Below are 20239 nucleotides of genomic sequence, written 5' to 3'. Positions count from 1 at the left end.
TTTCCTAGTCAACGAGGCTCCGGCCGGTCAGGCGCAGGAAGACGTCCTCCAGCGAGGACCGGCGCACCAGCGATGTCACCGGGCGCAGCCCGCGGGCGGAGACCTCCTCGAGGGCGGCCTCGCCGTCGTGGGCGTAGATCAGGACGCGGTCCGGCAGGGTTTCCAGCCGTTCGCCGATGCCTTCGAGTTCTGTGCCGACGGTGGCGTTGCGCTCCGAGCCGAAGCGCAGCTCGAGGACCTCGCGGGTGGAGTACTCGCGGATCAGGCTGGCGGGTGAGCCCTCGGCCATGATCCTGCCCTTGTCCACCACGATCAGGCGGTCGCAGAGCTGCTCGGCCTCGTCCATGTAGTGGGTGGTGAGGATCAGCGTGACGCCCTGCTCCTTGAGCCGGAACAGCCGGTCCCAGAGGATGTGCCGGGCCTGCGGGTCCAGCCCGGTGGTGGGCTCGTCCAGGAGCAGGATCCGGGGTTCGTTGATGAGGGAGCGCGCGATCGTGAGGCGGCGCTTCATGCCGCCGGAGAGCGCGTCCACCTTGGATTTGGCCTTGTCCGTGAGCTGCGCGAACTCCAGCAGCTCGTCGGCCTTGGGCCGGAGGTAGCTCATCGGTAGCCCGAAGTAGCGCCCGTAGACCAGGAGGTTGTCCCGGACCTTGAGTTCCTCGTCCAGGTTGTCCTGCTGCGGGACGACGCCCAGGTGCGCGCGGACCTCAGGCCCGTTCTGGTCCGGGTCCATCCCCATGATGTTCAGGCTCCCTGAGGTCCGCTGGGACACACCGCCGATCATCTTCATGGTGGTGGACTTGCCGGCGCCGTTGGGGCCCAGCAGGCCGAAGGCCTCACCGGCGGGCACGGAGAAGGAGATACCGTCGACGGCGACGACGTCGCCGTAGCGCTTCGTCAGGTTTTCGGCGGTGATCACATACTGCGGCGGTCCGGTTTCGGCGGGGCTGCTCACTGGGGCGTCCTTTTGGGAGGCTTCCTGGGCTGAGGATTCTTTTGAGACTAGTTCAGGCACCCGAATCACGGTAGTGGATCCCGCCGGACTATGAAAGAGTCTTTTCGTAAAAAATCCAGACGGTGGCCGTTCCGTGATGTCCGTGTGCTGTCCGGGGATTTAACGGCCCAGGGCGCCACCTCCGGGACAGAGGGGCGCCCTGGGAACAGAAAACACTCAGGCGGTTCAGGCGGTGCCGGAGGGGCCCGCCTCGGCCACGTGGCGTTCGGCGGTTTCCACCACGTTGGCCAGCAGCATGGCGCGGGTCATCGGGCCCACTCCCCCGGGGTTCGGGGACAGCCAGGCGGCGACGTCGGCCGCGGCGGGGTCCACGTCTCCGGTGACCACCGCCTTGCCGGAACCGTCGTCGACGCGGCTGACGCCGACGTCGAGCACGATCGCGCCCGGCTTGAGGTCCTCCGCCTTGATCATGTGCGGCTGGCCGGCCGCGGCAATCACGACGTCGGCCTGCCGGAGTTCTGCGGGCAGGTCCACCGTCCCGGTGTGGGCCAGGATGACCGTGGCGTTGACGTCCTTGCGGGTGAGCAGCAGCCCGACCGGGCGGCCGATCGTGACCCCGCGGCCCACCACCAGCACGCGCTTGCCGCTGAGGCTGATGCCGTGCCGGGTGAGCAGTTCCACGCAGCCCTTGGGCGTGCACGGCAGCGGGGACTTCATGGGGCCGCTGACGTTCGCCACGAGCCGGCCAAGGTTCATCGGGTGCAGGCCGTCGGCGTCCTTGTCGGGGTCCATGGCCTCCAGGATGACGTCCTGGTCGATGTGCTTGGGCAGCGGGAGTTGGACGATGTAGCCGGTGCATTCCGGGTTCTCGTTGAGCTCCCGGACCACGGCCAGCAGCTCCTCCTGGCTGGTGTCCTCCGGCAGGTCGCGGCGGATGGAGGTGATGCCCACCTCGGCGCAGTCCTTGTGCTTGCCGCCGACGTACCAGGTGCTGCCCGGGTCGGAGCCGACCAGGATGGTGCCCAGGCCCGGGACGATCCCGCGGGCCTTGAGCGCGGCCACGCGTTCGGTCAGCTCGGCCTTGATCGTGGCGGCGGTGGCCTTGCCGTCGAGGATCCGCGCGGTTTCAGCCGTGTGGGCAGTCTCAGCAGATGTCATGGCCTACCACTGCTCGTGCTGCGGGTACAGCGGGAAGTCGGCGGCGAGCTTGTCCACGCGGGACTGGAGCGCCTCGATGTCGGTGGCGGCACCGGCCTTCAGCGCGGTCGCGATGATCTCGGCGACCTCGGTGAACTCCTTGGCGCCGAAGCCGCGGGTGGCCAGGGCCGGGGTGCCGATGCGCAGGCCGGAGGTGACCATCGGCGGGCGCGGGTCGAACGGCACAGCGTTGCGGTTGACCGTGATGCCGACCGAGTGCAGGAGGTCTTCGGCCTGCTGGCCGTCGAGCTGGGAGTTGCGCAGGTCCACCAGGACCAGGTGCACGTCTGTGCCGCCGGTCAGGACGGAGACGCCGGCGTCGGAAACGTCGGCCTGGTTGAGGCGGTCGGCGATGATCCGGGCGCCCTCGAGGACGCGCTCCTGGCGTTCTTTGAATTCCTCGGTGCCGGCGATCTTGAACGCGACGGCCTTGGCGGCGATCACGTGCATCAGCGGTCCGCCCTGCTGGCCCGGGAAGACGTTGGAGTTGATCTTTTTGGCCCATTCCTTCTTGGCCAGGATCACCCCGGAGCGAGGGCCCGCAAGGGTCTTGTGCACGGTGGAGGTGACGACGTCGGAGTACGGGACCGGGCTCGGGTGCAGACCGGCGGCCACGAGGCCGGCGAAGTGCGCCATGTCGGTCCACAGCAGGGCCCCGACCTCGTCGGCGATCGAGCGGAAGGCCGCGAAGTCCAGGTGGCGCGGGTAGGCTGACCAGCCGGCGATGATCACCTTCGGCCTCTCGGCGATGGCCTGCGCGCGGAGCTTGTCCATGTCGATGCGGAAGTCGTCCTGCTCGACCTGGTAGGCGGCGACCTCGTAGAGCTTGCCGGAGAAGTTGAGCTTCATGCCGTGGGTCAGGTGGCCGCCGTGGGCCAGGGACAGGCCCAGAATCTTATCCCCCGGGGTGATCATCGCGGAGAGCGCCGCGGCGTTGGCCTGGGCGCCGGAGTGCGGCTGGACGTTGGCGTATTCCGCGCCGAAGAGCTCCTTGACCCGGTCGATCGCGAGCTGCTCGGCGATGTCGACGTACTCGCAGCCGCCGTAGTAGCGGCGGCCGGGGTAACCCTCGGCGTACTTGTTGGTCAGGACCGAACCCTGGGCTTCCATCACGGCGCGCGGGGCGAAGTTCTCGGAGGCGATCATTTCCAGGGTGCCGCGCTGGCGGCCAAGCTCCTGGGCAAGGACTGCGGCGATTTCGGGGTCAAGCTCGGCCAGTGGCTGGTCGCTCACGGCGGCTGAGGAAAGGCTAAGAGAGGTGGTCACGGGGGAACTCCTGGCTAGGCAACGGGCACTGCTTAAGGTCAGGTTACCGGCTGGCCCGCGGCGGCGCCCCTAGATTACGGCCCCGGGAAACCGGGACGCGACAAGGGGCCGGCACCCGCAGTGGGGCACCGATGCGGGCCGGCAGCAAGGCGCTGCCAGCCGGAAAAACATGACCCTCGGCCCAGGCGTACGATCCGTGGTCTTCGTGAGTGCCGCTCCCTGGTGGTTAGCCACCCAACGCCAGTTGCGACCGTTCAAGAGTACCCCAGACCGGCGGCACGGACCGAGCCCCCGGTTGACCGCAGGTAGGCTTGACTTCCGTGACTGACGACCAGCTGACTGCCTCCTATATCCTCACCCTCTCCTGCCCGGACCGCCCCGGAATCGTGCACGCCGTGGCCGGCGCCCTGCTCATCGCGGGCTGCAATATTACGGACTCCCAGCAGTACGGCAGCCAGAGCACCGGCACGTTCTTCATGCGCGTCGAGGCCACGACCGCGTCCTCCCAGCTGGAGCTCCAGGCCGCCCTGGAGCCCGTAGCCCAGGCCTTCGGGATGCAGTGGAGCCTCAACCCGGCCGGGCGGAAGGTCCGCACGTTGTTGATGGCCAGCACGTCCGCGCACTGCCTCAATGACCTGCTGTTCCTGCAGCGCTCCGGCACCCTGCCCATCGAGATCCCCGCCATTGTCTCCAACCACCGGGATCTGGCGGGCCTGGCCGAGTTCTACGGCATCCCCTTCCACCACCTCCCGGTCACCCCGGACACCAAGGTCCGGGCCGAGGACGAGCTGCGGGCGCTGATGGCCGAGCATGACGTCGAGCTCACGGTCCTTGCCCGCTACATGCAGATCATCTCCGACGAACTGTGCCAGCAGCTGACCGGCAAGGCCATCAACATCCACCACTCCTTCCTGCCGTCCTTCAAGGGCGCCAAGCCCTACCACCAGGCGCACGCCCGGGGCGTGAAGCTCATCGGCGCCACCGCGCACTACGTGACGGCGGCCCTGGACGAGGGGCCGATCATCGAACAGGAAGTGATCCGGGTCGACCACCGGCGCACGGCCGAGCAGTTCGTCCAGATGGGCCGCGACGTGGAGGGCCGCACGCTGGCCCAGGCGGTGCAGTGGCATGCCGAGCACCGGGTCCTGCTGGACGGGAACCGGACGGTTGTTTTCAACTGAGGACGGTTGTTTTCAGCTGACGGCGGTCATTGAATAGGGGTATGGCACTTTCCCCGGAAGACCCGCTGACCGAATTCGTGGCCCTGCTTAAGGCTGAGGGACGCCGGGGTGTGCTCGGCCTGGACTGCGGCCAGGGCGCAACCGGGCTCCGCTTTGTCCAGTCCGGCATCCACTTCACCGGCGTCGACCCGTCCGAGGAGAACATCCATGCGGCGCGGGCCCGGGGTCTGGAAGCCTCGGTCGCTCCGGCCGGCTCGCTGCCCTTCGCCGACTCGGTCTTCCCCTCGGTGTGGGCGGTGGACGCCCTCGCGGGACTGCCCCCGGAGGAATGGGACGACGTCGTCCGGGAACTGGGGCGGGTGGCCGCTTCCGGGGCGCCGATCGCCGTCGTCCTCCCCGAAGGCCGCCAGCCCGAACAGGACCTCCCCGATCAGAGCCCAGGCTTCACCGTGCTCCGCTCCCCCGCCCCGCCCGCCTGAAAACCCCCGTTGAGCTATCACTTTTGGTCGTTCTCAGGGCTCAGAGCGACCATATGTGATAGCTCAACGGGCCCGGGGAAGACCAGCGTCGCCGCGGCGGTTCAACCCCCGTTGCCCTATCACTTGTGGTGGTTCTCAGCGCTGAGAACCACCACAAGTGATAGGGCAACGGGGAGGGGGTGTGTCCTAGGGTGGAGGCATGGCTCCCATTTACGCTTTCGCCGGGGACACCCCGGCCGTCCACGAATCCGCCTTCATCGCACCGAGCGCCTCGGTGATCGGCAAGGCAACGCTCGCCGAGAATTCCAGCGCCTTCTACGGCGTCTCCGTCCGGGCCGATACCGCCGCGATCAGCGTGGGCACCGGCAGCAACCTGCAGGACAATGTAGTGCTGCACGCCGACCCGGGCTTCCCCTGCACGGTCGGCGCCCGGGTCAGCGTCGGGCACAGCGCCGTCGTGCACGGCTGCACGGTCGAGGACGACTGCCTGATCGGCATGAGCGCCACCATCCTCAACGGTGCCGTGATCGGCGCCGGCTCGCTCGTGGCCGCCGGCGCCGTCGTGCTGGAAGGCACGGTGGTGCCGCCCCGTTCGCTGGTCGCCGGGGTGCCGGCCAAGGTCCGCCGCGAACTGACCGACGAGGAGTTCGCGGGCGTGCAGCAGAACGCGGCGCACTACCAGGAGCTGGCCCGGGCGCACCGCGAGCTGCACGGCTAGGGACGCTGGGAGACTCAGTCCAGCGGGATCGGGCCCAGTTCGTCGAGCACATCGCCCGGACCCGGGTTACCGGCCGCCGCTGACCCGCCCAGGTGGTTGACGACGCCCCAGACCGCGTTCAGCCCGGTGGTCACGGCACCCTCGGCCCAGCCGGCGGTGAAGGACACGTCGTCGCCGGCCAGGAAGATCCCGCGCTGCCCTTCCGGGAGCCGGTCCTGCTTGAAGTGGCTGAAGAGGCGCTGTTGGTAGCGGTACTGTCCCGGCAGGTTGGCCTTGAAGGCCCCCATGAAGTTGGGGTCCGCTTCCCAGGAGACCGTGATGGGCTGGCCGACGATGTGGCCGGCGATGTCCACGTCCGGGTAGATCTGCTCGAGCGAGTGCAGCATCAGCTCGACCCGCTGGTCCGCGTCCAGGGACAGCCATTTCAGCGCGTCATCGTTCCAGGTATAGGAGAGCAGGATCACCGCCGGCTGGTCGGGCCCGTTGTCCAGCAGGTAGGTGGCCCGGTTCAGCCGGTCGGTCAGCGTCATGGACATGACTTCCCGGCCCGTCGCGGGGTCGATGTCCTTCCAGAAGGGCCGGTCGACCATCACGAAGGTTTTGGAGGACTGCATGTAGTGCGAGCGTTCGATCGCGGTCCACAGTTCCGCCGGGAACAGGGTTTCCTCGGTGTGGATCCGCGTCGACAGCAGCCATGACTGGCAGGTGGTGATCACGGCCGGGTAGGCCGCCTCGCGGCCCCACCGCTCCCGGATGCGGAAGTCGCCGGTGCCGTCGCGGGCGATCCGGTCCACGGCGCCCCGCGGGGCGCCGGCGTGCAGCGAGGCCAGCGATGTTCCCTCGGGCCAGTGGACCATGCCCGACGGCGCGTGCTGCCAGAGTGCCTCCGGGAGCCGCTGCGCCCCGCCGGCGATGAGCCGGTGCGCGTCGTCGGCGTCGGTGTAGACGACGCGCAGGATTTCGAGGATGGAGTTGGGGAAGTCCGTGTCCCAGCCGCCGGTGCCGAAGCCCACCTGCCCGAACGCCTCGCGGTGGGCGAACCCGGCCTGCTTGAACGAGTCGCTGCCGGCGATGAACCCGTAGAAGGTCTGTTCATCCAGCAGGGGCAGCAGTGCGTTCCACAGCTCCTTGATCCGGGCGGTGTCCCGGGCGCGGATGGCGTCCTGCATCTCCGCGAACTGGGCGCCGTCGTTGACGGCAGCCTTCCAGGCATCCGCGACCTCCCGGAAGAACGGCGGGAGGTCCGCCGGGGTGCGGGCGTAGTGTTTCTGCCCGGCGAGCTCGATCACGGTGCTGGAGGTCGCCGCTGCCAGCGGGTTGGGGAACTCCTCGGTCTCCAGTCCGAGCAGCTCGACGTAGTGGTAGAAGGCCTTGCCGGAGACGGGGAAGCGCATCCCGCCGAGGTCCGCGACGACGCCGGCTGCGGAGGGGAAGCTCGCGGTCCGCAGCCGGCCGCCGATCTGGTCCGCCTCGTAGAGGACCGGGCGCAGGCCCAGTTTCATCAGCTCGTAGGCCGCCACCAGTCCGGAGAGCCCGGCGCCGACGACGGCCACTTCGGTTCCGTGGAGCCCGGCCGGGATGGCGCCCAGGCCGTCCGGGTGGGCCAGGTAGTGGTCGTAGCTGAACGGGAAGTCGGGGTTCAGCATGGTGATGGGGGCCTGGTCGCCGGCGCCGGGCGCTGCCGGTCCGGGGGCCGGGAGTTCTGTGGCGGTTGTCATGAGTGGTGTGCTTTCATCGGTTCGGGTGCCGGCGGGGTGTCGGAGGAGGCTGCGCCGGATAGTTCACGGTATTCCTCGTGGCTGAGCGCCGCCACCCGGGAGTGCCGGCGGCCGTAGCCGAAGTAGACGGCCAGACCCACCAGCATCCACAGTCCGAAGACCACCCACGTGTCGGCGCCGAGGTTGAGCATGAGATAGCCGCACATGGCGGCGCCGAGGATGGGGGTCAGCGGAAACAGCGGGACGCGGAAGCTCCGGGTCAGTTCGGGCCGGTGGCGCCGCAGGTAGATGACGGCGACGTTGACCAGGGCGAACGCGAAGAGTGTGCCGATGCTGGTGGCGTCCGCCAGCGCCCCGAGCGGGACGAGGCCCGCGGTGAGGGCGACGGCGGTGCCCACAATCAGGGTCCCGGCAACCGGGGTGCCGGTGCGGGGCGAGACGCGGCCGAAGATCCTGGGCACCATGCCGTCCCGCGACATCGACAGCAGGATGCGGGTCTGGCCGTAAAGGACCGTCAGCACGATGCTGGCGATGGCCAGCACGGCCCCGACGGCGAACACCAGCGCAATCCAGGGCTGCCCGGTCGTCTCCTCCAGGATCTTCACGAGGGCGGCTTCGGTGCCGTCGAACCAGCCCCAGGGCCGGGCGCCGATTGCGGCGACAGCGACCAGAACGTAGATGGTGGTGACGATCAGCATGGAGAGCAGGATGGCCCGGGGCAGGTCGCGCTTCGGGTTGCGGGCTTCCTCGCCAGCTGTGGAGGCCGCGTCGAACCCGATGTAGGAGAAGAACACCCGGGAAGCGGCGGCGGAGACGCCGGCGGCGCCCATCGGCAACAGCGGTTCGAAGTGTGCGGCGTTGAAGGCGGTGAAGGCCACGGCGCAGAAGAACACCAGGATGCTGACCTTGACCACCACGATGGCCGTGTTGATCCAGGCGCTTTCCCTGGCGCCGCGGACCAGCAGCGCCATCGCCAGGACCACGATCACAATCGCCGGCGCGTTCAGCACGCCGCCGTCCCCGGGCGGCTGTGAGATGGCGTCCGGCAGCGCGAGGCCGAAGACGGCGAGGGCTTCGTTGACGTACTGGCCGGCGCCGACAGCGACGGCGGCCACGGAGACGGCGTATTCGAGCACCAGGCACCAGCCGCAGATCCAGGCCATGCCTTCGCCCATGGTCGCGTACGTGTAGGAGTAGCTCGATCCGGCCGCGGGCACCATCCCGGCCATTTCGGCGTAGGAGACGGCGGAGAGCAGCGCGGCGACTCCTGCGATGGCGAAGGAGATCCAGATGGCCGGGCCCGCCAGCGGCACGGATTCACCCAGGATCACCAGGATGCCGGTGCCGAGGGTGGCGCCGACGCTGATCATCGTCAGCTGCAGCACGCCGAAGCTGCGGACCAGCCCCGTGCCGCCGTGGCCGTTTTCGGCCTCGCTGACGAGCTGTCCGATCGGCTTCCGGCGAAGCAGCTGCGCGGTCAGTCCGGGACGGCCCGTGGTTGCCGGCGGCCGTTCTCCAATAAGAGTTGGCACAGTCATCGTTGACGTCCGTTCTTCAGTAGTGGTCTTTTCCCCGGTCCAGCCTAGGCTTGTGAGCCAGCTCTCACGGTTGTGCAAAAAGACCTATAGTCTTCAGACATGAGACTTAATGCACCGAAGCACTCGGCCCTGGACGTCCACGGCAACGCTGCTGACGGTGCCGAGCGGCTGGGTTTCGTCACCCTGGCGCAGTTCCTGCGCCAGCTGCCGCCGGAGCTGTCGGTGCTGCACGACGGCGGCCACGGGGCGGAGCGGCTGCGCTGGGTGGAGCCGAGCGAGCTGGAGGACCCCACCCCGTACCTGCTCGACGGCGAGTTCCTGCTCACCGCCGGCCTCCCGTTCCTGGGCGCGGGCGGCGCCGGGGACCTCGTGGACGCCTATGTGCAGCGGCTGGTCGGAGCACGCGTCTCCGCCCTGGGCTTCGGCCTGGAACCGTACTTCGACGCGGTGCCCGACGCCGTGGTGCAGGCCTGCCGGCGGCACAACCTGACCCTGGTGGCCGTCCCGAAGACCGTCCCCTTCGCCGCCGTCGGCCTGGCATTCTCGCAGCTGCTGGAGTCGGACAACGCCACGACGTTCCGGCAGCTCGCGGACACGAACCGGCAGCTCATGCGAGCCGTGCTGTCGGCGCGGCCGGAGCACGAACTCTTGGCCGCCCTCGTGCAGCGGGTGCCGGTCTGGGCGGTCCTGGTGGGCGCCGACGGGCGGGTACGTGCCCGCGGCACCGCCGGCGCACCGGGAGCCACCACCACGCCGGGCGTGGACGCGGCAACGCTGCAGCCCCTGCTGGCGAGGCTGCTCTCCGGCAGCGGCCCGCGCGTGGAGCTGGACTCGTTCGGCACGGCAGGGTCGGCGCTGGTGTTCGGGTATCCCCTGCGCAGCACCCGCGACGCCAACCTGGGCGCCCTGGTCCTGGGCACCGACGCCCCGCTGACCCCGGCCCAGAACAGCGTTGTCTCCACCGCCGTCGGGCTGCTGGAACTGCTGGTGCGCCAGCGCACCAGCGGCTCACTGGCCCCCAGCCAGCTGGCCACTGCGCTGCTGCTGCATCCGGACAGCCTGGTCTCCGGAGGCACCCGGCACCTGAACGGGCTCAAGGACCTGCTGGCGCAGAGCGTCTCCTCCACGAGGTCCGGGCAGCTGCGCGTGGTCCTGGGCATCCGCCCGGAGGCGGCCGGGACTCCGGACGCCCCGGCAGCCCCGGCAGGCTCAACAGCCCCGGCAGCCCCGGCAGGCTCAGCAGCCTCCGCAGTCCCGGCAGGCACCACTGCCGCCCCGGCCCGCGCCGGCCGCTCCGTCGCAAGTCCCGTGCGGGAGCTGCTGGAATGGCGCCGGATGTTCGATACCAAGCTGGTGGAGATCACCGACTCCGGCTTTGCCGCCATCACCCGGCTGAAGGTCGACGACGCCCTGCTGGCCGTCGTGGAACGGCAGGGTTGGCGCCTCGTGATTGGGAGTGCCACCGAACTCTCCGGTCTCGCGGAGGCCTACGAGCGGGCCTGGTCCCTTCGCGGCCGCGTCGGGACCACCGGACGCAGCCTGCGGGTGGATGACGTGACCTGGTCCGTGGCCGGGCTGCTCGGCAAAGAGGCTGGCGCCATGCTGGCCACCCGGCTGCTGGCGCCCGTGCTGGCGCTGGCGCCGGAGCGGAGGGACGCCCTGCTCGGCATCCTCCGCGCCTGGCTCGGCGAAAACGGCAGCTGGGATGCCACGGCCAAAGCGACCGGCCTGCACCGCAACAGCGTCCGCCGGCAGATCGGATTGCTCGCGGAGCTGCTGGAGCTAGATCTCAACCAGGCGCAGGCCCGGGCCGAGCTCTGGATCGCCCTGCAGTACACGGACGAGCTGCCCGGGATGTCTGCGGCCCCGGCCGCCCCGGAGTCCAGCGCCGGTCAGCTGCCCCAGGAGCGGTAGACCCCGGGCCGGAGATCATCCAGGTACGCCACCTCGGGCCCGGCCGCGCCCGGCTCCGGCAGCTCGGCGAACAGCAGCTCGGTCCCGGTGCCGGCGGCCGCCAGGAGCCCGCCGTCCGGGGCCGCGATGACGCTGCCGCCCAGGAAGTCGCAGCCCTCCTCCGTTCCCGAGTGGTTGGCGTAGGCCACCGTCAGATGGTTCTCCAGGGCCCGCGCCCTGATCAGCACCTGCGGCACGGCCTCGAATCCATCGGAAAGGGCGGTCGGCACCAGCAGCAGTTCGGCGCCGCGCACCGCGGCGGCACGGACGGCCTCCGGGAATTCCACGTCGTAGCAGATCACCAGTGAGGTCCTGACCCCAAGGAAGTCCACGACGCCGGGACTGGCGGAGGCCGGGACAAACGCCTGGCGCTCCTCCGGTCCGAAGAGGTGGACCTTGGCGTAGCTGAGGAGCTCCTCACCGTTCTGATCGACGAGGGTGGCCGTGATCTGCCATTCGCCGGTCGCGGTGACGGCTGGGAGGCTGTAGACCAGCGCAATGCCGTTCCGGCGCGCCACCTCCGCCAGGGCCGTTCGAATGGCGGGCAGTGCCGCCGGGTCAAGCTCCGCCCGCAGCCGGAGGGGCGCGTACCCCACCGGGAAGAGTTCCGGGGTGAGGAGCAGCCGGGCGCCTGCCGCGGCGGCCCTGCCGGCGGCGGCATCCACCGCAGCGCAATTGGCATCAACGTCCAGCACGGCGGCATTCGCCTGCATCAGGGCCAGTAGCACCATTACCACCTCAGCGTCCTTAGGGTCCGCCCTTGGCGGCGGACTCTCGCTCCTCCAGCGTAGCCATCCGGCGGCACCGCCGTCCCGGTGCATTTCCGCCCGCCCGCCGGGGAAGCGGGACAGAACGCCCCACCGGCCCCGGCAAGGTCCCCGTCGGACACGGCGCCGGGCCCTGGCGGACACCGCGCCAAGCCACCCAGCCCGCCCCCCAGCCGCCGTCCGGGGCTGTCATGCGTTAACTTCTTGACTACAAGACGTGGATGGGGCAATCTTCATTGCATGCCCTCACCAACGCGCTCAACGAGGAGCCGAACCAAAAACCCCGGATCGCAATCCGCACTCCGGCATCTGAACCAACAGCGGATCATTGAATGCCTTCTGGCCGGGCCCTCCACGCAGGCAGAACTGGCACGGCAGACCGGCCTCTCCACGGCCACGGTCTCGAACATCGTCAAGATCATGCAGGACGCCGGGCTGGCCTCCACCGAACCGATCACCAGCTCCGGCCGGCGGGCCCTGAACGTCCGGCTCAACAGCAACGGGGCCGTCGCCGTAGGCATCGATTTCGGCCGCCGGCACCTGCGCGTCGTCCTCGCCTCCCTGAGCTACCACGTGATCGCCGAGGAATCGGTCCTGCTCCCCTTGGGCCACCACGCCGAGGAAGGCATCACGGCCGCCGTCGGCCTGCTGGGCCGGCTGCTGGCCGGCAGCGGAGTCGAACGCAGCGCGGTCGTGGGCGCAGGCGTCGGCATCCCGGGCCCTATCGACCGCCGCACCGGGACCGTGGCGCAGGGCGCCATCCTGCCCGAATGGGTGGGCCTCAACATCCTCCGGCGCCTCGAGGAGGCGCTGGCTCTTCCGGTTTTCCTCGACAACGACGCCAACCTCGGGGCCCTGTCGGAGGTGACCTGGGGGCCGCACACCGGAACCAGCAACCTGATGTTCCTCAAGATCGGATCCGGCATCGGCGCGGGGCTGATCCTCAACGGGATGCCCTACTACGGCAACGTGGGGATCACCGGCGAAATCGGCCACGCGACCATCCATGAGCACGGGCTGGTCTGCCGCTGCGGGAACCGGGGCTGCCTGGAAACCATCGCCTCCACCACCACCATGATCGAACTCCTGGGCCGCGGCGAGGATGCGCCGCTCACCCCGGAGGACATCGTCCGCAAGGCCCTCGCCCGGGACTCCGCGACCCTGCGCGTCGTGGACGACGCCGGACTCGCCGTCGGCCGCGCCCTGGGCAATGTGGCCAACCTGATCAATCCCGAAGTAATCGTGGTGGGCGGCCCGCTCGCGGGACTGGGCGAGCTGCTGCTGGACCCGATCCGGCGGGGCCTGGTCCGGCACGCCGTGCCTGTGATCGGCGAGACGACGACGCTCACGATGTCCTCCCTGGGCAACCGCGCCGAGGCCCTGGGGGCGACCGCACTGGTCTTCCAGCACGCCGGTATCCGGCGCGGCTAAGCTTTTCGTTATCGTGCCGTTGCGTTAAAGACTTGACGACAAGGCCGTGATCCAGTTTACTTTTCCATCAGACGACCCTGCGGTTTGCAGGGGCGGACAACGAAGTCATGCATTGGAGGCGTAAGGGCAGATGACGTCCCTCAACACGCACAGCGATCCGATAATTCTCGAGATGCGCTCCATCACCAAAGAGTTCCCCGGCGTTAAAGCATTGTCCGAGGTGAACCTGCGGGTTAAAGCCGGTGAGATCCACGCGATCTGCGGCGAGAACGGCGCCGGAAAGTCCACCCTCATGAAGGTGCTCTCGGGGGTCTACCCCTACGGCAGCTACGACGGAGACATCGTCTACCAGGCCGAAGTCCAGCAGTTCAAGGACATCCGGGCCAGCGAGCACGCCGGCATCGTGATCATCCACCAGGAACTCGCGCTGATCCCCGAGCTGTCCATCATGGAAAACATCTTCCTGGGCAACGAGCCCACCAAGCGCGGCGTGATCAACTGGGCCGAGGCCCGGACCCGGTCCACCGAGCTGCTGGCCCGGGTGGGGCTGCGGGAGGACCCGGAGACCCCGATCAAGGAAATCGGCGTCGGCAAGCAGCAGCTCGTCGAAATCGCGAAGGCCCTTAACAAGTCGGTGAAGCTGCTCATCCTCGACGAGCCCACGGCGGCCCTGAACGAATCCGATTCCCAGCACCTGCTGGACCTCATGCTCGGCCTGAAGGGCCGCGGCATCACCTCCATCATCATTTCCCACAAGCTGAACGAGATCGAGCAGATCGCGGACTCCATCACCATCATCCGTGACGGCAAATCGATCGAGACGCTGGACGTCAAGGCCGACGGCGTCGACGAGGACCGCATCATCAAGGGCATGGTGGGCCGGACCCTGGAATCCCGCTTCCCGGACCACGAGCCGAAGATCGGCGAGGTCTTCTTCGAGGTCAAGAACTGGAACGTAGGCCACCCGCAGGTCCAGGACCGCATGGTCTGCAAGAACTCCAACTTCTTCGTCCGGCGCGGGGAGATCGTCGGCTTCGCCGGGCTCATGGGCGCCGGGCGCACCGAGCTGGCCCGCTCCGTGTTCGGCCGGTCGTACGGCCGGTTCCTCTCCGGCCAGATCCATATGGACGGCAAGGACGTCGAACTCAAGTCCGTCAAGCAGGCGATCGACGCCGGACTGGGCTACGTCACCGAGGACCGCAAGTCCCTGGGGCTGAACCTGCTCGATGACATCAAGGCCACCACGGTCTCGGCCAACCTCAAAAAGGTCAGCAACCACAACGTGATTGACGCCAACAAGGTCTTCACCGTCGCCGAGCAGTACCGCAAATCGTTGCGGACCAAGGCGCCGTCGGTGGAGGAAGGCGTGGCCAAGCTCTCCGGCGGCAACCAGCAGAAGGTGGTGCTGGCGAAGTGGATGTTCACCGACCCGGAGCTGCTGATCCTGGACGAGCCCACCCGCGGGATCGACGTCGGCGCCAAGTACGAGATCTACGGCATCATCCAGCAGCTGGCCAACCAGGGAAAGGGCGTCATCGTGATCTCCTCGGAGCTGCCCGAGCTGCTGGGCCTCTCGGACCGCATCTACACCATTTTTGAAGGCGCCATCACCGGCGTGCTCAACAAGGACGAAGCCAGCCAGGAAACCCTCATGAAACTCATGACTTCGGCCCGCAAGAGCGCCTGACCGCCGTGGCCACCTGCAACGAAGACTCAGAACACTCCGTCCACTCCGGAAACAAGGACTGAAACAATGAACGCGCTCAAGAAGCTCTTTGGCGGCAACACCCGCCAATTCGGCATGATCTTCGCCCTGGTGGCCCTGATCATCTTCTTCCAGATTGCAACCGATGGCCGCACGCTCACCCCGGGCAACGTCATCAACCTCTTCAACGGCAACTCCTACATCCTGATCCTCGCCATCGGCATGGTCCTGGTGATCATTGCCGGCCACATCGACCTCTCCGTCGGCTCGGTTGCGGCGTTCGTGGGCGTCTGCGTGGCCCTCTTCATCCGTGACTGGGGCATCCCCTGGTACCTGGGCATCCTGATGGGCCTGGGGCTGGGCGTGCTGATCGGCGCCTGGCAGGGATTCTGGGTAGCCTACGTCGGCATCCCGGCGTTCATTGTCACGCTCTCCGGCATGCTCATCTTCCGCGGCGCCAACCAGTACGTCGGCAAGTCCAACACCATCCCGGTGCCCACCGACTTCCAGAAAATCGGCTCCGGCTACCTGCCCGAGGTCGGGCCGAACATCGGCTACAACAACCTCACCCTGCTGCTGGGCCTGCTCGGCGTCGGCTTCGTGATCTTCAGCGAAATCCGCTCCCGCCGCAACGCCAAGGCCCTCGGCGCCGAGGTGCCCGAAGCCTGGGTCAGCATCACTAAACTGGTCCTGATCTGCGGCGCCATCCTCTACGCGACGTACCTCTTCGCCACCGGCCGCCCGGGCACGTCCTTCCCGGTTCCGGGCCTGATCCTGGCAGCCCTCGTGATCATCTACGGCTTCGTCTCCTCCAAGACCGTCATCGGCCGCCACATCTACGCCGTCGGCGGGAACCGGCACGCCGCCGAGCTCTCCGGCGTCCAGTCCAAGAAGGTCAACTTCCTGGTCATGATGAACATGTCCCTCCTCGCCGGCCTCGCCGGCATGATCTTCGTCGGCCGTTCCACCGCCTCGGGCCCGTTCGACGGCGTCGGCTGGGAACTGGATGCCATCGCCGCCGTGTTCATCGGCGGCGCCGCGGTGACCGGCGGCGTCGGCACCGTGATCGGCTCGATTGTCGGTGGCCTGGTCATGGCCGTGCTGAACAACGGCCTGCAGCTCCTCGGCGTCGGCGCCGACCTGACCCAGATCATCAAGGGCCTCGTGCTCCTGATCGCCGTCGCGTTCGACGTCTACAACAAGTCCCAGGGCAAGAAATCCATCATCGGTCTGATGTTCAAGAATTTCGGCCGCAGCAGCGAGCTGAAGGCCGACGAAACCACCTCCACCAAAGAGGTCATCCGCGAGGGCGCCTAGTTCGCCCCCTGCTCCGTTACCCCTGATCCGTTCCAACACGATTCTCCGCACACCATCTAAAGAAAGTGAACCAAGCAATGCGAATGATTGGTAAAGCAGGAAAGGCAGCAGCAATCGCTGCTATTGCGGCACTGGCGCTGACAGCCTGCGGCCGCAGCGACACCGGCACCACCGGAAGCTCCACCACCGGCGGCGAAGCGTTCCCCAAAGACTCCATGATCGGCGTCGCGCTCCCCCAGAAGACCAGCGAAAACTGGGTCCTCGCTGAGACGCTGTTCAACGACGGCCTCAAGAACGCCGGTTTCAAGCCGGACGTGCAGTTCGCCAACGGCGGCGTATCCGAACAGCAGAACCAGATCAGCGCCATGATCACCAAGGGCGCCAAGGTCATCATCGTCGGTGCCATCGACGGCGCGCAGCTGGGCACCCAGCTGCAGCAGGCCAAGGAATCCGGCGCCACGATCATCGCGTATGACCGGCTGCTCCTGAACACCGCCAACGTGGACTACTACGTCGCCTACGACAACTTCAAGGTCGGTGAACTCCAGGGCCAGGCGCTGCTGGAGGGCATGAAGGCCAAGAAGCCGTCCGGCCCGTACAACATCGAGCTCTTCGCCGGTTCCCCGGATGACGCCAACGCGAAGGTCTTCTTCGACGGCGCCATGAGCGTGCTGAAGCCGAAGATCGACGACGGCACCCTCAAGGTGCTGTCCGGCCAGACGACCTTTGAGCAGGCCGTCACCCAGGGCTGGAAGGCAGAGAACGCCCAGCGCCGCATGGACACCCTGCTCGCCGGTACGTACAGCACTGCACCCCTCGACGGTGTGCTGTCCCCGAACGACACCCTGGCCCGCGCGATCATCACCTCGGTGAAGGCCGCCGGCAAGCCGATTCCGGTCGTCACCGGCCAGGACTCCGAAGTTGAGTCCGTGAAGTCCATCATGGCCGGGGAGCAGTACTCCACCATCAACAAGGACACCAGCAAGCTCGTGGAGCATGCCATCACCATGGTCAAGGACCTCCAGGCCGGCAAGACGCCTGAGATCAACGATGACAAGTCCTACAACAACACGGTCAAGGTTGTTCCGGCGTACCTGCTGGAGCCGGTCATCGTGACCCAGGCGAACGTCAAGACTGCCTACGTCAATGATCCGGTACTCGGACCGCTGACCAAGTAGTTCGTTCACCGCACCACCACGAAGCCCCGGATCCGCCTCCTGGCGGACCGGGGCTTTGTGCTGCCCGGCCTTCCCGCGCAGCCCTTCACAGCGGATCCATAGCTCCGGATGGCGGTCCGCACCGGCGTGCACAACGCGGGACCTCCCCCGCCCGGGTGAGAGGATGACTGCATGACCGCCCACATCGCCACACCCTGGCTGTTCAGCCAGCCGGACCCCGATCCCCGCACAGCGACCGGTGCCAGGCTGCGCTGGGGCGTCATCGCCACGGGAGGCATCGCGGCGTCCGTCACCCGCGATCTGGAACTCCTCCCCGACGCCGAGCTCTACGCGGTCAGTTCGCGCACCCAGGCGGCAGCGGATGCCTTCGCCGCGGATTTCGGCTTCGCCCGGAAGTACGGTGACCTTAACGGGCAGACCGGCTATGAACGGCTACTCGCCAATGACGACGTCGACGTCGTGTACGTCGCCACGCCGCACGCCCACCACCACAAAATCGCGCTGGCGGCCTTGAACGCCGGCAAGCACGTGCTGTGCGAGAAGTCGCTCACCGTCAACGCGCGGGAGGCCGCCGAACTGGTCTCGCTGGCGCGGGCCAAGGGTCTGTTCCTGATGGAGGCGATGTGGAGCCGCTTCCTGCCGAGCATGCAGCGGGCCTTCGAGATCGCCGCTTCCGGCGAGATCGGCGAGGTCAAGTGGGTGGGAGCCGATCTGGGCTTCCCGGCGCCGTATTCGCCTACCTCGCGCCTGTGGGCCCCGAAGGATGGCGGCGGCGCGCTGCTGGATATCACGGTGTACCCGCTGCTCTGGGCCCTGGGCACCCTGGGCTTCCCGCAGACCGTCAGCGCCACCGGCTGGCTGAACGACGACGGCGTGGACGCCCAGAACGCGCTGACCCTCGGCTACCACCACGGCGCCCAGGCGCAACTGACCTCCTCCCTGCTGGCACACGGCCCCCGCACGGCGACCGTGGCCGGCAGCCAGGGCTTCCTGCAGGCCATCGGATCGATCAACAATCCCAAGGAGCTGCAGGTACGGGTCGGCTTCGATGAGACCCGCAGGGAGTCCTTCGACGTCGTCGGCCGGGGCTACTGCTACGAGCTGCGCGAGGTCACCCGGTGCATCCAGCACCGGCTCACCGAGAGCCCCGTGATGCCGCTTGAGGACTCCCTGAACACCATGCGGCTGTTCGACGGGGTGCGCGCCCAACTGGGTATCAGCTACCCGAACGATGCGCGGTGACGGGCCTTTCCGGCCAGCAAAACCGCCCAAGGTTACTTTGGGCTCTGGACTCGCCCCGCGCGCGGACTTACCCTATAGGGAACCGTCGAGCTTCGGGGAAATGGGGTGTGCGCGTGGACCCAGCATCAGTCCCGCTACGCCCGCGCCGTGCGCTCCGGCGGGTCATCCTTGGCGGCGCCGCCGGACTCGCCTGGCTCGCGGTGTCTGCGACGGCTGCCAGCGCGGACGCTACTCCCGCCCCGACCCCCACCTCCGACGTCACTGTCGCCGGAGCAATCACCCCCACCGCAGCCGTCCCCGCACTGACGCTTTCTGCGCCCCCAGCCTCAGCCTCAGCGACTGTCGAGGCCACCGTGGCAGCCGGCCTCACATCCGGGGAAACGCCGTGGGCAACTGTTCCGGCCCCGGCACTCACCGGGGAGCCGGCGCCGGACCCCACTGACCCGGCAGCGTCGATCCTCCCCACTTCAACCGCTCCGGCACCCGCCCCTGAACCTACCGCTCCGCCGACGACCCCGCCGACACCCGTCCCCGAGCCCACCGCTCCGCCGACGACGACGCCGGCACCCGCCCCTGAACCTACCGCTCCGCCGACGACCCCGCCGGCACCCGAACCGGTGACTGAGCCGGTCACCGACCCCACACCGACCCCCACACCGACGGGTTCCGGCCCGACACCTTCGCCGGCTCCGGACCCGGCCGTGACGTATCCGGCGCCCGCGCCGGACCCAACTGCGCCCCCCGTCGGCCCCGAGCTAACACTTCCGGTGGTCACAACCCCAACCCCGCCGACCCCTGATCCGTCGCCCACGACAACGGCACCCACTCCCTCGCCTACCGCTCCGGCACCAGCCGACCCGGCGACAACGGACCCGCTGCCGACAGGACCCACGATCACGGACGCGGTTCCACCGACCGAACCGACGGTTCCGGACCTGACTCTCCAGGTCGCGCTGGCGCCGGCGCAGGTTCCCGTTCCATCTGACCCGGTCCCCGCCCCAGCATCCGACGTCCCGGCAGACTGCAACGTCACCGAGGATGGCCTGGCCGCACTACAGGAACCCGCACCCGCACCCGCCATCGAGGTCTTCGGAACTCCTGTGTACCTCCCTGCCCTGGACACCGCTGTCCGGCCGAAAGCGGACGGACAGCAGACGGGTAGCGCTCCCCCGGCTGGCGCCACCCCGGAAGGCACTGTGCCGCCAGCACCTGCCGGCAAAGACAGCCCTACACCCTGGCCTAACGGGACAGGTTTGCCCGCTCCCGATGCCCTGCCCGCGGCGCCCGGCTCCGGCTCCGGAAATACCGCCTCCGCAGGTGGTGGACCCGCTGGTGGGGCCGCTTGGCTTCCCAGCCCGTACCTGGTCATTCCCACAGCCGGCGCTGACCCAATCCGTGGTCCGCTGCAGCACGTGCACTCAGCCGTCGCCGCTGACCCCGGTTCATCTCCTGACTAGTTAGCCGTCTCTGCCCTCCTCAGAGCACGGCCAATTGGGCTGCCTTGGGCGCCCGCCAACAGTCATTCAGGAGATCCCCAATGGACGGCACCGTCCGCTGCCGGTATTCCGGCGCCCCGCTTTGCCCTCTCGGTTCC

The 20239-nt window shown here is 68.2% G+C and carries 15 protein-coding genes; 9 read left to right on the top strand and 6 right to left on the bottom strand.

Going from position 1 to position 20239, the window contains the following annotated elements; translation table 11 throughout:
* Positions 1–4: 4 nt before the first annotated feature.
* The 3 genes from QK291_RS09810 to glyA form a co-directional block, all read right to left on the bottom strand.
* Entirely contained in the window at positions 5–955 is a 951-nt protein-coding gene (locus tag QK291_RS09810; RefSeq protein WP_282381266.1) for an ABC transporter ATP-binding protein, read from the bottom strand.
* Positions 956–1180: 225 nt separating this feature from the next.
* The gene (locus QK291_RS09805) at positions 1181–2113 is read right to left on the bottom strand and encodes a bifunctional methylenetetrahydrofolate dehydrogenase/methenyltetrahydrofolate cyclohydrolase (RefSeq protein ID WP_282381264.1); all 933 of its coding nucleotides are present in this window, start codon (positions 2111–2113) and stop codon (positions 1181–1183) included.
* A gap of 3 nt (positions 2114–2116) precedes the next feature.
* Positions 2117–3418 carry a serine hydroxymethyltransferase gene (gene glyA / locus QK291_RS09800; RefSeq protein ID WP_282381262.1) on the bottom strand — a complete coding sequence of 434 codons (1302 nt, stop codon included), beginning with the start codon at positions 3416–3418 and terminating at the stop codon, positions 2117–2119.
* Positions 3419–3738: 320 nt separating this feature from the next.
* On the opposite strand from glyA, the gene purU reads away from it, so the two are divergent.
* From purU to QK291_RS09785, 3 genes are all read left to right on the top strand, one after another.
* Positions 3739–4599 carry a formyltetrahydrofolate deformylase gene (gene purU / locus QK291_RS09795; RefSeq protein ID WP_282381260.1) on the top strand — a complete coding sequence of 287 codons (861 nt, stop codon included), beginning with the start codon at positions 3739–3741 and terminating at the stop codon, positions 4597–4599.
* 41 nt (positions 4600–4640) lie between these two features.
* Complete coding sequence (locus tag QK291_RS09790; RefSeq protein WP_282381258.1) at positions 4641–5078, top strand: class I SAM-dependent methyltransferase; 438 nt, start codon at positions 4641–4643, stop codon at positions 5076–5078.
* 199 nt (positions 5079–5277) lie between these two features.
* A complete protein-coding gene (locus QK291_RS09785; protein WP_282381256.1) occupies positions 5278–5796 on the top strand; it encodes a gamma carbonic anhydrase family protein in 519 nt (172 codons plus the stop codon).
* 14 nt (positions 5797–5810) lie between these two features.
* Here the strand turns inward: QK291_RS09785 and QK291_RS09780 are convergent, their stop codons facing one another.
* Together QK291_RS09780 and QK291_RS09775 are read right to left on the bottom strand one after the other, a co-directional pair.
* A complete protein-coding gene (locus QK291_RS09780; RefSeq protein WP_282381254.1) occupies positions 5811–7514 on the bottom strand; it encodes an NAD(P)/FAD-dependent oxidoreductase in 1704 nt (567 codons plus the stop codon).
* On the bottom strand, positions 7511–9052 hold the full coding sequence (locus QK291_RS09775; protein WP_282381252.1) for an amino acid permease: 1542 nt from the start codon (positions 9050–9052) through the stop codon (positions 7511–7513). The genes QK291_RS09780 and QK291_RS09775 overlap by 4 nt, the downstream gene beginning before the upstream one ends.
* A 99-nt stretch (positions 9053–9151) precedes the next feature.
* On the opposite strand from QK291_RS09775, the gene QK291_RS09770 reads away from it, so the two are divergent.
* Positions 9152–10966, top strand: a complete 1815-nt coding sequence (locus tag QK291_RS09770) for a PucR family transcriptional regulator (protein ID WP_282381251.1) — start codon at positions 9152–9154, stop codon at positions 10964–10966.
* Here the strand turns inward: QK291_RS09770 and QK291_RS09765 are convergent.
* Positions 10945–11736 carry a nitrilase-related carbon-nitrogen hydrolase gene (locus QK291_RS09765; RefSeq protein WP_282381481.1) on the bottom strand — a complete coding sequence of 264 codons (792 nt, stop codon included), beginning with the start codon at positions 11734–11736 and terminating at the stop codon, positions 10945–10947. The genes QK291_RS09770 and QK291_RS09765 overlap by 22 nt on opposite strands.
* A gap of 276 nt (positions 11737–12012) precedes the next feature.
* On the opposite strand from QK291_RS09765, the gene QK291_RS09760 reads away from it, so the two are divergent.
* From QK291_RS09760 to QK291_RS09740, 5 genes are all read left to right on the top strand, one after another.
* Positions 12013–13203, top strand: coding sequence for an ROK family transcriptional regulator (locus QK291_RS09760; protein WP_282381249.1), 1191 nt, complete (start codon positions 12013–12015; stop codon positions 13201–13203).
* 130 nt (positions 13204–13333) lie between these two features.
* Complete coding sequence (gene mmsA, locus QK291_RS09755) at positions 13334–14890, top strand: multiple monosaccharide ABC transporter ATP-binding protein (protein WP_282381247.1); 1557 nt, start codon at positions 13334–13336, stop codon at positions 14888–14890.
* Positions 14891–14956: 66 nt separating this feature from the next.
* Positions 14957–16225 (top strand): multiple monosaccharide ABC transporter permease, encoded by a 1269-nt coding sequence (gene mmsB, locus QK291_RS09750; protein ID WP_282381246.1) that lies wholly within the window; start codon positions 14957–14959, stop codon positions 16223–16225.
* A 77-nt stretch (positions 16226–16302) separates the two neighbouring features.
* The gene (locus QK291_RS09745; RefSeq protein WP_282381245.1) at positions 16303–17403 is read left to right on the top strand and encodes a sugar-binding protein; all 1101 of its coding nucleotides are present in this window, start codon (positions 16303–16305) and stop codon (positions 17401–17403) included.
* A gap of 171 nt (positions 17404–17574) precedes the next feature.
* Positions 17575–18645 (top strand): Gfo/Idh/MocA family oxidoreductase, encoded by a 1071-nt coding sequence (locus QK291_RS09740; RefSeq protein ID WP_282381244.1) that lies wholly within the window; start codon positions 17575–17577, stop codon positions 18643–18645.
* The last annotated feature ends 1594 nt before the right edge of the window (positions 18646–20239 follow it).

This window comes from Arthrobacter sp. AL12, assembly GCF_029960645.1.
In the GTDB taxonomy this organism is placed as follows: Bacteria; Actinomycetota; Actinomycetes; order Actinomycetales; family Micrococcaceae; genus Arthrobacter.
This window is presented reverse-complemented; position numbering and strand designations above follow the sequence as displayed.

Excerpts from the sequence above, each read along its gene's own strand:
- QK291_RS09805 (WP_282381264.1), bottom strand. The coding sequence starts at position 2,113 with ATGACATCTGCTGAGACTGCCCACACGGCTGAAACCGCGCGGATCCTC.
- QK291_RS09790 (WP_282381258.1), top strand. The coding sequence starts at position 4,641 with ATGGCACTTTCCCCGGAAGACCCGCTGACCGAATTCGTGGCCCTGCTT.
- QK291_RS09785 (WP_282381256.1), top strand. The coding sequence starts at position 5,278 with ATGGCTCCCATTTACGCTTTCGCCGGGGACACCCCGGCCGTCCACGAA.
- QK291_RS09780 (WP_282381254.1), bottom strand. The coding sequence starts at position 7,514 with ATGACAACCGCCACAGAACTCCCGGCCCCCGGACCGGCAGCGCCCGGC.
- QK291_RS09775 (WP_282381252.1), bottom strand. The coding sequence starts at position 9,052 with ATGACTGTGCCAACTCTTATTGGAGAACGGCCGCCGGCAACCACGGGC.
- QK291_RS09770 (WP_282381251.1), top strand. The coding sequence starts at position 9,152 with ATGAGACTTAATGCACCGAAGCACTCGGCCCTGGACGTCCACGGCAAC.
- QK291_RS09765 (WP_282381481.1), bottom strand. The coding sequence starts at position 11,736 with ATGGTGCTACTGGCCCTGATGCAGGCGAATGCCGCCGTGCTGGACGTT.
- QK291_RS09760 (WP_282381249.1), top strand. The coding sequence starts at position 12,013 with ATGCCCTCACCAACGCGCTCAACGAGGAGCCGAACCAAAAACCCCGGA.
- mmsA (WP_282381247.1), top strand. The coding sequence starts at position 13,334 with ATGACGTCCCTCAACACGCACAGCGATCCGATAATTCTCGAGATGCGC.
- mmsB (WP_282381246.1), top strand. The coding sequence starts at position 14,957 with ATGAACGCGCTCAAGAAGCTCTTTGGCGGCAACACCCGCCAATTCGGC.
- QK291_RS09745 (WP_282381245.1), top strand. The coding sequence starts at position 16,303 with ATGCGAATGATTGGTAAAGCAGGAAAGGCAGCAGCAATCGCTGCTATT.
- QK291_RS09740 (WP_282381244.1), top strand. The coding sequence starts at position 17,575 with ATGACCGCCCACATCGCCACACCCTGGCTGTTCAGCCAGCCGGACCCC.